Below are 12,548 nucleotides of genomic sequence, written 5' to 3'. Positions count from 1 at the left end.
CTGGCCTTGGGAATCTCGGGTTGTAGCGGATCCGGATCCGGCCCTCGGACCGGAATGGGTCCAGTGGATTGTGGTGACCGTGCGGGCGGCTGCCCCTGCGATCGAGCGGCACCGGATTGACCAGCGGGCCGTGCCCGGTCCCGATCCAGAATTCGTAAGCTCCAGCCAGAGCACCAGGTCCCGGACTTCCGCCGAGATGGCCCTGTCCCATTCGACCTGAACAACGTGCAGCCACCGCCACCATCGCAGCAATGCGTACGCGTAACTGCGTACAGAGCCGGGCCGGTTCCGGGCGGCGAAGTCCCGCAGGAACCGCCGAACCGGCTCGACCGGCTGCCCCTCAGGATCGAACGAACCAGGGCACCATGCCGTCCGACGGCACGACCTTGCCTCACCTCGGCAGACGGATCGACCTGAGATTCCGTTCCACCTCAGCCAACGACCTCACGCAGCTCTCCTGCACTTTGCTGCCTGAGATCTATCGGTCAGCCCCAGTCCGACTCACCCAATGCTTCGGAGTGTCGTCCGGCAGTCCGGTCAACGCCGACCAGAGACTCGTCGCAGCCACGGGACGGATCGTGCCGTCACTGCGCGAGCGCCCCTCCTTCGAGGACGAACGTGACCCGGTGCACGGCAACATCGACCGTGTCAGGGCCACCTGTCACGGAGTCGGCGGGGACGGCATCGCGATGGACGCGATAATGGCGTCCATCGCGTCGCTGAGGACCGCCTCGCGTTCGCCCGGCTTCATCGCGGTGAGCGCGGACATCGCCGTCTTGGTGTCGAAGGAGAGCCCGACCACGGCCGCCGGGACGGGCGGCTTCGGCAGCTTGACGCCGCGCAGGGCCTTGCGTGAGGGCGAGCTGAGGACGGCCCGGCTGACAGGACCGAACATCTCCACGGCGGTGTCCGGCAACGTCGCACCCAGCAGGACGTGCCGGTTGAGGGTCGTGATTACCCATGCGGTGAACAACTTCCCGAAGTCGTCGGTAAGTGTCTCGCCCACCTCACCGATGAGCCGGTTCTGGCACGGCATGCACCGGTCCAGCCCCGCCGCAACCAACGTGTCGCAGCGCTCGGAATCCCACGAGTGCTCACCTTCCGGCAACCGGTGAGCCCCGTCCCTCTCGCATGTCCTCGTCTCCATGCCCCTTACAACGAGCCACGCGCCGCGCAGCTTCGTCCGGCCGGCTTAAAGATGGATTCTTCGTGCGGGCCGGATTCGTAACTGATCGTCGATGTCATATTCGAAAGAATGTGCTTCGCCTTCACTGTCGAGACGATCACCTTGAGGGATGTCCAGGGTTATTCTGCGGACTCACACACGCAGGGCAAAACGTCTGACCATACCACACTGCACTGAGGTCATTGACCGTCATCTAACATCCAAGTTGGAACATCCTTTACTTATGCCCTGGCACCTGCACAATATCTCAGGTGCATGTCTCTACTGGCGGGGATGCCCGTCATCGCAGTTCCCGTGCCGTGACGATGTGGACCCGTTATGGCCTCGCAGTCCCCAATCTGCAGTCGGCTGCATGCGCCGCATGCGGCCGGAGGATTCCTGAGCGAACGGGATGGGCGGTCCGGGAAATGGAGGGATGGGTTCCCTACTGCGCCATATACCTCGTGCCAACCGGGGGGAACGGCGTCGATCGCCGCCGGTGTCCACCGTTGACGTCGTCGGCCGTGTGTGTGCCACTGGAGCCCTCGCCAACTCCCACGCCAGCACGGCAAACTGGGCCTCGCTAAGATACGGCAGCGAGGCCAGACCGATGAGCGCAAGACGCTTGTGCGGTCCCTTCTACCATGCTCGGCGCTACCGCTGCGCCGACCGCACACTGATCCGCAGCCCCCTCGCGATCAGTCCACTGTCCTCGCCCCCTGGGCAAGCCGCTCGACAGCTGCCAGACAGACGCGCTCAGAAACTCCCGCTATTCCGCGGTCAGGCCACGTGACATCACGAACTCAAAGGTCTGTAGCGGTCATCCAGATCGGCACGTCCACTGGCACACCTCCACCGCTCGCATCAAGGCCGGGATCGGGACCGTGTACTGCAACATCGACCTCCATAGAAGCTTCGCTGTGTTCGTAGCTGGCGTACTGCGCCGTTATAGTGCTGTCACCATTGCTTGAGTCGCATGGCAACGTAAGGGCCACACAACGGCCTGGCTACCGATTCAAAGCTTCCAACGCCGAACTCGCCCGTTCAAGCAGCGGCTAGAAGAATCCGGATAGCGTCGTTGTGGCCAGTACCAAGCAGCTCGCCGTGAGCAGCTCTTCGATACACTTCCGTCCCAAAATGACCCGTTACCTTGCACTCGCCGTAAAGCAAGCAGCCAACTCTCAGTGTCGATGCCGTGTTGGCGCTGTCTTAGTAAGAGGTGGGAGAATCCTAGGCCGGGCCTGTAACCAATACCGAAATCACCCATGCATTGATTTCCGCCACGCCTCGTTTCACGCCGAAGAAGTGCTTCTACGTCGCACACGCAGACCCCAGGGCGCAGTCGTGTACGTCGCACGAGTCGACAACCACGGCAGACCGCTGATGGCTCGCCCATGCACGAGGTGTCAGCGTGCTCTCGCGGCGTTCGGAGTGACCCGTGCGTACTACACCACCGCCACTGGGTGGGACACTATGCGCATTACACTGCACCCCGACCAGTCAACTAGGGCGACGTAGCATCTTCTTCACCCTCCGGCCAGCAGGGCCGGAACAGGGAGAGAGCAGCTCGGCCAAGCGGCTGGTCCTCGCCGGGACGCTGGGCCGCACAGCGCTGGAGAGGGTGTGTCCCGTGAGCGACAAACCAGCACCTTTCTCAGGACGTGGTAACGGCGTTCGCTGTCTGCGCCACGGCGGTTCGGCTGTGGTCGGCACCCGGAGGGCATGCCGAACCGACCTCACGCACGACCGGCCCCTCATTCGCCACCAGCACGGCGAACATTCGACCGCACGCAGGAAGCGCCAGAAGCACTGCAGACAGCCATGCCCGATTAGAATGTTTGGGCAGCTTTATGCATGACCGGGGCAGGGACGTCGATGAGGCAGCGGCGCATTGCATCCCAGGTAGCGGTGAGAGCGTGGCTCACAACTTCGGTGTGATTGCCGACAATACATGCCCAAGCTCCGCAGTCCTGCGGTAGGACACTGACGCCATACGACACGCCAGCACGGGCGAGTGTGTCATGCAGCGCGTCGACGAGGTCATCGGCTGGAACAAAGGGCGAGATAACGAAGAGACTGGACGCAACAGCGTGTCCGCCAAGCGCTACTGGATCGATGACTTTAGATCTATACGGCTCAAAGCATACGGAATCTATAGCCACCACCTCGCCGTCAGGGCGGTGCAGTTCGAAGTCTGAGGCGAAGACCTCGTACACGTATCGTTTACGGTTTGCGGGGCTTCTGACTGCGACAATCCCACCCGCTAGAACAGTCGCAGTAGGGTGTGCGGTGACCACCGTGCGCTGGTAAAAGCGAGATCCTACGTAGAGGATCGTAGGCTCGGGCAAGTACTCTACATAGGAGTGCTCCTTCGCGTTGACAAATACCTGTTGCGTCGCGTAGTCGAACTCCATGGGGTAGATCTTGGTGGCTGCCTGCGTGGTGAAATGTGCGGCGGTATTCGGGCCGAAGTCGAGGTCTACGCGCAGTCGATCAGCCTGGGTGATGCCGCGATCGGTTGACAGCAAGCAGGCCAGGGGTAGGTCTGGGCGGTGCGCATCGAAGTAGAGTAGTGGCATGAGTTGCAGCGGCGACTTCTGGAAATGCCGAGTGAGTTCGGTGCGGTTGCCGACCTTCTCAAAGCCGAGTTCCAGGATGCCAACTTCGCTGGGCCCTCCTACGCTGGAGTGCTCGGGGATGGCTGCATAACGCAATACTTCGGCTGGGATCTGCAGCGGCTCATAGTGTGCGGGGTCTAGTCGGTCCGGAGCGGAGGCGTGTGCCGCGCTCCATGTAACCTCGGTTTTCACACCGACACCTTCCGGTAGGGCTCCAGGAAACTGGCGAATCGTTTGAGGGCTTGCCTGGTAAGGAAGTTGCTTAGCATGGCATGGTGGCTCATGTGCACATTGTTGTTGTCGCGGACCCGGTGTGCGGGAAGGTGCCAGCCAGCACGCAGACGACACACCCCAGACCACGACATCGACCGGAGAACGACACATGTGATGAGCGTCCTCCTGGGTGCAGAAGTCGTCGGTGATATTTACAGGCGAGTGTCTGTACGCAATCAACCCAGAGGTTAGGGCTTCGACCAGGGCACTTTGTCGGCCCTGACAGAGCTGCTGGCTCCAACCTGGCGTACGTCATTGTTCATGGGCTTCACCTCTGGTGCAAAAAAGAGCTCAAAGAGAGAACAGGGGCCCAAGTGTCGAGCAGCGGGCACCCGTTTGCTCGTGTCGGCTCGCCGGAGGAGTTGGCGCTGTGTACACACTCGGCTGATGTCCGCAACTGGCAGTGAGTTCTGCGGTGGCGGCCGCATCCTGAGTGGTAGGGCGGCAGGAAGCATTGAGTTGTTCCGCGCGACCCGCACGTGGAGGCGGTGAAAGTGGTCGTTAGGGCAAACAGGTTGCTGGTGACCGCCAATTGGGCCGGCGCCCCGGTCGGCTTCAGGTGACGGCCCGTCTGCCGGGCCCGGCGGAAGAGTACCCGAGCCATGCCCCTCAAGCGCCTGAGCTTGACTCTGTCGGGGATCTTGAAGTTTTCCGGTGCGGCAGCGGGATCAGCAGGCATGCTCGGCTGTTTCGAAGACCGATGCCGCTGTAGGGTGCTCGTTGTCTCTCCGTCCCCGTTCCGGTGAACAGGTCCCGTCAATGACCGCGCAGGTCGCACGGGCGAGCAACCCGGACGGCACGACGGCGATATGGGTACGTGACCGTCTTGACGGACTCTGGACGACGAGGATTTCGCTGACGGAGGCCAGCGGCGCGTATGGGAGGCCGTACCTCAGAAGACCGCTCTGGCCGACGCTCTGACCGGGCAGTTCGAGGACCCACCACAGCTTCCTCTGCCAGACACTGCTCAACAGGTCGACCACCTCACCGGGCAGATCGCGCGGGACGAGCAGACCACCGCCGCCGTTCAAGACCTGCCGGAACCGGAGGAACACACACGCCCCGGCCCTCGCTCATCGCCACATCCTGCTGGCCGAACTCGGCCCGGATATGGCCGTGTTCCCACCGCAGATCACCTGGCCAGCTAGGCCAAGCTCACCCCGAAGACCACGCAGTCCGGCACCAGATCCGGCTCCAGCCCGACCGGCCGAGGCAACCCCCGGCTCAAGAGCGCGCCCTCGGTGAAGCGGCCAGCGCCGCCGCCCGAACCGACACCTACCTCGGCGCACGCCAGACGCATCGTCAAACGCCGCGAGCGCAAGAAGGCCCCGGTCACCATCGCCCGCTCAACCCTGATCACCGCCTGGCACCTGATCAACGATCCCGACACCACCTACCATGACCTCGGCTCCGACTACCACCAACGCCTGATCGACCCGAAACGCCGCACCCGCGACCTTGTCCGCCAACTCAACGCGCTTGGCCACAATGCCACCCTCACCCCCGCAAACTGACCGCCACCTCAAGCTCCGGCCAACGAACGCATCAGCATGCCCGCGACCCGGGGGAACTTTCCATTCAGCGTGCTGGCCGACTTCCGCGAGCGCCTCACCCAGGACGACCGCGCCGACCGGCTCCTGGATCTCACACTGGCCCGGCTCAAGGGATGCCGGGCCGGTGCGCGAACGCACCACACAGCGCACCGATTCCACCCATGTCCTGGCCGCGCGGTGCGCGACCTGCCCCAGCTGGAGCTGATCACCGAGGCGGCGCGGACCACGCCGGAAGAGCTCACCGGCACCGCCCCCCACCTGCTGGCCGGCCTGGTCGACGAGAAGCGGGGACACCGCTACGGCCATCCGGTCCACCCGAGCAAGAACCCAACCAGCCCAAGACCAGGATCAACACCACCATCAGCGACAACGCCGTCCGGCTGCTGAAGCACCTCCACCGACACGAGAAACGGCAGCCCGCCGTCCTCGTCGGTTACCCCGCTGGAGGGGGTTTGTCACGCACCTCACCGAGACCTGCACTGCCGGTGGAGCCAACGTGATCACGGATGTGGCCACCACCTATGATGCCCAGGCCTGCCCGGCATCCACACGCGGCTGCGGCGCCGCGAGCTGCTGCCCGCCGAGCACTTCGTCGGCGGCGGCTACACCTCCCTGGTCCACGTGGAGCAGGGAGCCCGGGAGCACCAGGTCACGCTCACCGGGCCGCTGCCGGGCAACCCCACCCGGCAGCATCGCCATAACGAGGGATTCGACCGGCACGACTTCCTCATCGGCTTCGACCGCCGACAGGTGACCTGCCCTCTGGGCCAGGTCGGCAAGGGATGGCATGGCCCCTACCCGATCTCCTCGACCACCGCGGTGCCGCTGATCGGGGCGCGATTCACGAAGGGGCAGTGTCAGCCCTACCTGGTCGGCACCCGGCGCACCAGCTCGAGCGAAAGCGCCGGAACGTCGGCTTTCCCCCGGCGGGAACTCCGCGACCTGCAAGTCCGCATCCGCACCGAGCAGCAAACGCCCGACTGGCAGGCCCGGTATGCGGTTCGCTCCGGAGTGGGGGCACCGTCAATGAGTTCGCCCCATGGACACGGCATGCGCCGCTGCCGCTACCGAGGCCAGCCGAAGGCCCACTTGCAGCACGTGTTCGCTGCCATCGCTGTGAACATCGACCGCCTCAGCGGTCTGCCATCGACCGGCGAAGCACGCCTGTCCCGGCCGCCGAACGCATTCCAGGACTTCCTGGACCAGCACGGACTCCCTCGGCTGAAGTCCTGTCGAGCCGTCAGCCGTTGACCTCGGCGTCGCCAGGATCCACGGCCCGGAATACGAGACGTCCTTTCCGTGCCGCAAAGCGGGCCTGCGGCAGGCGGGACGCCGGCCTCACACCTCACCGGATTGCTTGCGCCACCGATGCCAGGCCCGTTTGCGGCAGCAGGGAGAGCAGTACGTTGCCGAGGCGGGATGGTCGATCCCGACCTCCAGCTCGCACCGCACTCCCGGCACTTCACTTAGGTGGCCTGGCCCGATGTGGTCAGCACCGTCCGGCACGTCTCACTGTGGCGGTTCCTTGCGGGCACCGGCACCGTGCGACGGTTCCTTCTGTTTCAGCCGGATCTCCCAATTACTCCATGGCACCGGCAGCCTGACCCACCGCCAACCTTCTGGAACACACCAACTCACACGATCAAACAAGCAACTTGATAAGCACGGCTCAACCATCGGAGGCATCGATGCCGTCGTGACCACAGACAGAAATCGGGATGTCTGTTGACAGCCAAAGGAATCAAACGTCATACCGCCCTGGCGGGTCATCCCGAACCACTGGACCTCGGTCGCTACGCTCCATCGCACATAAATGTGAGAGCGAAAGGTTCCATCATGCGACGACTGTGCATCATTGCGGCAGGATTGGCCGGCACGCTGGGGCTTGCGCCGGTTAGCCCAGCGTTGGCAAGCGCTAGTGACTCGCCAGCATCGACACTGGCCGCAGCGAAATCGAAACCCAACCCTCAGGACTGGGTCGGCTACTGGGCAGGCGTGGATCCCCGCGACGGTGGCGACTCACGACGAGACTTCACCCGCAATGCCGACGACACGATCTCGATGACAGGGCGCGACACTGTCGTAACGTTGTGTAATAACCCCGACCGTCCCGACCGCGCCGTTTTTACCTTCACCGATGGCTTAGTCGCAGGCTCCACGGTGGCCACTGACAATTTCCTCATCAGCTGCTTCAACGAAGACAACACCGTCACCCCCGTCAACGTGCGCGCCCGGTACCACCTGACCGAGCCCAACCAGATTGAGGAGACCCTCACCACGGCCGGCGGGACGGAGACGAGCATCATCTTCCACAAGATCAGCAGCTCAGCGGCGCAAGAAATTCGGCATGATTACGATCACGGCAGAGCGACGAGCCGGGCTGCCAAGACTGGCTAGCCTCTCCCGGCAGGACCTTCACGACCTGCTCCGGCAGGCACTCACCGTCCCGTCCCACGCATGATGACCGGAGCCCAATCGGCGCCTGCGGCATCACGCGCTCGGACACGATGATCAGGGCAGCCGGTGAGGCAGTGGAACGCTATGCGCTCTTCAGGAACAAACATCTGCTTCCCCCGGCCCGCACAGGGACACTGTCCTCCGCGTCACGTCCTTCCCTGGACTTCGTGGCCGCCGGTCTCGGGCACCCGGTCGCCGCAGAAAGTGAACTCGACTGGCACCAAGGGACCTACATGACCAACGGAGCCCCGGTCCTTCTGCCCGCCCCCGCTCGTCGACTACCCAGCCGCCGACGCCGCAGCCGCTGCACTCTTCGACCCCTCGCCCTCTGGGGCGGCCTCCGGCCACGGCTTCGACCACGCGGTGCGCAACGCACTGCTGGAGATCATCGAACGGGACGCGGTGTGCGTGGCCTGGGCCACGCAAAAGCCGCTACAGCGCGTGGACGTTCCCGCTCTTCTCGCCGCCAGCCGCCCGGGCCTGGCCTGGCGCGACCTCGCCTCCCTCCACGCGACCGCCCTCGAACACGGGCTGACACCGGTGCTGGCCACCATCGACACCGATGTACCGGACATGCCCTGTGTCATCGGCATCGTCATCGACACGAACACGGCGTCGGCGCCGTCGGCTGCAACCTCGCCCCCGATCCCGGCCGCAGCTTGCTGGGCGCCCTACAGGAGGCCCTGCAGGTCCGCACCCTGCTCATCGGCATCCGCGAACAGTACGGCGACGTGCCCTTGCCCATCCCTGTCCGCGGCGACCTCGACCGCGCCCAGGCATGGACCACTCCCGAAGCCGTACGCAAACTCCGCTGCTGGGTCAGCACGTTCACCAGCCGGGACCAGACTCTGCCGCCGGTTTGCGACCTCTCCACCGATCGCATCGTCGAGCTGCTGGCCGCGCACGGTGCGAATCCGATCGCGATCGATCTCACGTCCCGTCTCCCACACCCGATTCAGAACCTCGGCTGGGCGGCCGCCAAAGTCGTCGCCCCTGGCTACCAAGCGTTGCGCATGAACGAGGAGCACGACTTCAACTGGGCTGTCTCACGCCTGACATCGCCTGCTTCCCAGGCCCCGGCGGGTGGGACCACATGGGATCGCTTCCCTCACCCTCTGATCTGACTCACCCTCAACCTGCAACTCACCTGCAATGTCAGCATGTTGATTCCAGGAATAGGTAGGGACCGCCATCCGCGGAAGGGTTTCCTACCGCCTCGGCACGCTCGTCCGCTTCTTGGGCAAAATACATAGCGCTCTGAGAAGGTGCCTTCACCTGCGACTTCTTCCCAAAGATGCCGTTCCTGACCAGGAACAGTCAGGTGATCTTCACTCGCCGGTGTGATCTTGCGGCCGGGGATCGGGATTCACATGTTCCCGCTGGCTAAGGTCGGCGCCGAGTGCCTGGACGACTCCAGCAGCGGTTCCGGCGAACGGCCGTTCCGGGACGAGGAATCCTGGGCGGACAGACTGGCCCGTGCGGTGTGGGCGCATCCCAGCGGGCTCAGCCCGCAGGATCTGGAGCGGGTGACGGGGCTGACCGCGTCGCAGATCGAGGGCGGGATGACGTGGATACGGGACCGGCTGCGGAAGTCGGGGCTCGGAGGGCGGAACGGGGCATCAGGGTGATCGCGGCCCAGGTGATCAGCGCCTCGCTTGGGGTGTTGCTTGTGTTCGTTTGGCCGCGTATTTGGTGTTTGTGGGTTGATGATCCGGTGCGTGATCATGAACTGTATTGTGGCAGGCTACGGGGCGTAGCTAGTTCGGCACACTGTGTTTGGGGTGAAGTCGGGATGCCTGTAGTTGAGTTGACCAGAGGGTTCCGTTTCGCTCTCGATGTCGGTCCCCGGCTCCATGAGGAGTTCGCGCGTCATGCGGGGGCGGCGCGGTGGGCCTATAACTATGCGCTGGCGAAGAAGGTCGACTCCTACCGTGCGTGGGCGCAGCGCCGCAACGCCCTGGTCGATGCGGGCCTTGCCAAAACGGATGCGACGAAGCAGATCAGGGCCGAGGCTGCTGAGAGGGGGCGTGAGGCCGCAGCGTGGGAGTACCACCGCAAGGTCCTCGTGTCCTGGACGCGCAGGGATCCCCAGCCGGTCCGTGAACCGAAGAACGCATGCCCTCAAACCCTTGGCCGGCTGGAACGGCGGCGCCACGAAATCACGCCGGGCAGTGAGGAGCACAAGGTGCTCCTTGCCGAGGCGCGCCGGACGTGCAATGCCGCGAAGGCCGGCCAGTTCGCTTGCGGGGATGCTTTCCCTTCCGGCATGGATATCGACGCGTTGTGGCGCAGCGAGCGTGACGAGGTCTGCCGGGGCGAGGAAGGTATCTGGTACGACCAGGTCAGCAGCTACGCCTTCTCTGGCGGGTTCGGGCGTGCTGAACGGGCGTGGAAGAACTGGACCAATTCGCTGTCCGGCTCGCGTTCCGGGCGCGCCGTTGGTTTCCCTCGGTTCAAGAAGAAGGGCAGGTCGGTTGAGAGTTTCCGGCTGTGCCATGACCTGAAGAACCCCACGATCCGTGTGGAGCAGCACAAGGGCACCGGCGCCTATCACTACCTTCAGCTCCCCCGGATCGGCCGCGTACGAATCTGGAACGACGCCCGCCCCCTGGTCAAGCTCCTCAAGAACAAGCGCGCGGTAATCTCGTCGGTGACGGTCACCCGCGCCGCCGACCGCTGGTACGCCTCCGTGGTGTGCCGTATCCAGCAAGACGTCCCCGTAGCGTGGGAACACACCGCCCCCGATGGCACCAGCGTCCTGTACCTCACTCACACCGAAGCGATCGAGGCCGCCGCCACCTGCGCGAAAGACACATTGTCCCGGCAGGCGGAGCAGCTGCGCAAACGCGGCGATGACAAGGGCGTCACGAAAGTCACCACACTTACCCAGGGCCTGGGAGCGTGCTCGCCCAGGAAGTCCGCCACTACTGCCGAACGCGCAGGGGCGTGGAAAGTCGCCCAGGCCCACGGCGGCCGGGTTCAGCGCATCGGGAAGCACACGCCCACCCAGCGAGTGGGCGGACTCATCGGTGCGGACCTGGGCTCGAAGAAACTGGCCACGCTCACTGCGCGCCTTGACCAGTCCGACCCCCAATCCATGACCGTGGCCGCACCCAAGAGCCTCAACGCGTCGTTGGACAAGCTCGCACGCGCTCAACGGAACCTGTCGCGCAAGGCGAATCCCTCCCGCCGACGGGCGAAAGCCGCCCGCCGCGTCGCCCGCCTCCACCACCAGGTGGCGCTGCGCCGCGCGACAGCACTGCACGACGTCTCCAAGCGCCTTGCGATCGGCTTCACGCATGTCGCGATCGAGGATTTGGACCTGGTCAAGCTGACCGCGTCCGCCAAGGGCACGCTGGAACAGCCCGGCAAGAACGTGAAGGTAAAATCGGCCTTCAACCGTCACCTGCTGGACTCGGCACTCGGTGAACTGCGCCGCCAGCTCACTTATAAGAGTTTCTGGTACGGCTGTGAACTCGTCGTTCTCGACAAGGGATCGGCGCCGAACCGGACGTGTGGAAAGTGCGGAGAGCGAAACCCAAGCTCTGCGCCTCTTCACGCGCGTTTCAACTGCTCCGCGTGTGGTCATGCCGCTGACCGTGCGCACAACAGCGCCGCTGCGATCCGCAGGCTGGCGAAAGAGCAGATCGCGGTAGTGGCCTCCGGTAGGGGGGACACTCAAAACGCTCGTGGAGCTCTTGTAAGTCTTGACGGCCTACGGGAAGTCGGGCATAGGGCGTTGAAGCGAGAAGACCCCGGCCAGGAATCTGACCGGAGGCCCTCCAGCGGGTAATCCGCTGGCGTCCCGCACCCCACCTGCTACACCCCTAACTCCATAGAGTGCTAACAGACAAGCGTGTGCACGAACCCACTCCACGCCGGATTAGTTCCCTGCGCTCGTCGGGACGATCCATTCGCATTTGGAGCAAGGGTCTCACCGGCACGTTGGTTCCCCGCGCACGCGGGACGCCCTATGTAGTAGTGACCGTCGGGGGCACCCGGCCGCAGTCGGTTCCCCGCACCCGCGGGACGATCCTGGTGCAGAACAAGTGCACAGGCGTGGTGGGTGTTCGTTCCCCGCACCCGCGGGACGGTCCTGGAAGCGCACTGGCAAGCTCACGCCTGCCGCGGTGGTTCCCCACACCCGCGGGACGATCCCAGCAGTGCGCCGAGAACTCCATGCAGGGCAAGTTGGTCTCCCGCGCGCGGGACGATCCGACGCATGGGAATTCCCCCTGCCTGCCGGAGTGTTGGTTTTCCGCACGCCTGGGACGCCCTATTGATGGTTTTTTATACGTGGGTTCACACGCGACCGTGTGCACCCCGCATCACGACGGCGTGGTGTCCCACTCAGGCTGTCGATGGCTTCGAGTGTGGAGGACAACGGTCACCAGCTCGCCCCGCGCGTCATCCGTGCCTGACCGGACAGGTGCTGTTACTAATCGTTCAAGGATGATCACGCTGGGCGAACTGGGCCTACTC

Annotated in this window: 9 protein-coding genes and 2 pseudogenes; 9 read left to right on the top strand and 2 right to left on the bottom strand. The window is 64.3% G+C overall.

The genetic code is table 11. The annotated features are described in order from the left end of the window. Positions 1-251: 251 nt before the first annotated feature. Positions 252-650, top strand: a pseudogene (locus AC0KTA_RS41560) (hypothetical protein); the annotation flags it as partial. Between the two features lie 11 nt (positions 651-661). On the opposite strand, the gene AC0KTA_RS41555 reads toward AC0KTA_RS41560, so the two are convergent. Continuing rightward, positions 662-1,036 (bottom strand): hypothetical protein, encoded by a 375-nt coding sequence (locus AC0KTA_RS41555; protein WP_481057222.1) that lies wholly within the window; start codon positions 1,034-1,036, stop codon positions 662-664. Between the two features lie 1,266 nt (positions 1,037-2,302). Between AC0KTA_RS41555 and AC0KTA_RS41550 the strand changes: the two genes are divergently transcribed. Further along, positions 2,303-2,683 carry a cytidine/deoxycytidylate deaminase family protein gene (locus AC0KTA_RS41550; RefSeq protein ID WP_481057124.1) on the top strand — a complete coding sequence of 127 codons (381 nt, stop codon included), beginning with the start codon at positions 2,303-2,305 and terminating at the stop codon, positions 2,681-2,683. A gap of 311 nt (positions 2,684-2,994) precedes the next feature. Here the strand turns inward: AC0KTA_RS41550 and AC0KTA_RS41545 are convergent, their stop codons facing one another. Then, positions 2,995-3,975: an urease accessory protein UreD gene (locus tag AC0KTA_RS41545; protein ID WP_481057123.1), complete on the bottom strand. Its 981-nt coding sequence runs from the start codon at positions 3,973-3,975 to the stop codon at positions 2,995-2,997. A gap of 1,322 nt (positions 3,976-5,297) precedes the next feature. Here AC0KTA_RS41545 and AC0KTA_RS41540 point away from each other — a divergent pair. From AC0KTA_RS41540 to AC0KTA_RS41510, 7 genes and pseudogenes are all read left to right on the top strand, one after another. Further along, the gene (locus tag AC0KTA_RS41540; protein WP_481057122.1) at positions 5,298-5,570 is read left to right on the top strand and encodes a hypothetical protein; all 273 of its coding nucleotides are present in this window, start codon (positions 5,298-5,300) and stop codon (positions 5,568-5,570) included. A gap of 69 nt (positions 5,571-5,639) precedes the next feature. Continuing rightward, positions 5,640-5,996: a hypothetical protein gene (locus AC0KTA_RS41535; RefSeq protein WP_481057121.1), complete on the top strand. Its 357-nt coding sequence runs from the start codon at positions 5,640-5,642 to the stop codon at positions 5,994-5,996. 234 nt (positions 5,997-6,230) lie between these two features. Then, positions 6,231-6,860: a transposase gene (locus AC0KTA_RS41530; protein ID WP_481057120.1), complete on the top strand. Its 630-nt coding sequence runs from the start codon at positions 6,231-6,233 to the stop codon at positions 6,858-6,860. 585 nt (positions 6,861-7,445) lie between these two features. After that, positions 7,446-8,006: a hypothetical protein gene (locus AC0KTA_RS41525; RefSeq protein WP_481057119.1), complete on the top strand. Its 561-nt coding sequence runs from the start codon at positions 7,446-7,448 to the stop codon at positions 8,004-8,006. Positions 8,007-8,387: 381 nt separating this feature from the next. Beyond that, positions 8,388-9,190, top strand: a pseudogene (locus AC0KTA_RS41520) (YcaO-like family protein); the annotation flags it as partial. 246 nt (positions 9,191-9,436) lie between these two features. After that, positions 9,437-9,694, top strand: coding sequence for a hypothetical protein (locus AC0KTA_RS41515; RefSeq protein ID WP_481057118.1), 258 nt, complete (start codon positions 9,437-9,439; stop codon positions 9,692-9,694). A 164-nt stretch (positions 9,695-9,858) separates the two neighbouring features. Further along, positions 9,859-11,859, top strand: coding sequence for an RNA-guided endonuclease TnpB family protein (locus tag AC0KTA_RS41510; RefSeq protein ID WP_481057117.1), 2,001 nt, complete (start codon positions 9,859-9,861; stop codon positions 11,857-11,859). The last annotated feature ends 689 nt before the right edge of the window (positions 11,860-12,548 follow it).

Source organism: Streptomyces sp. Y309, from assembly GCF_056712025.1.
The sequence above is the reverse complement of the archived record's forward strand: the minus strand, read 5'-3'. Positions and strand labels throughout refer to the sequence as shown.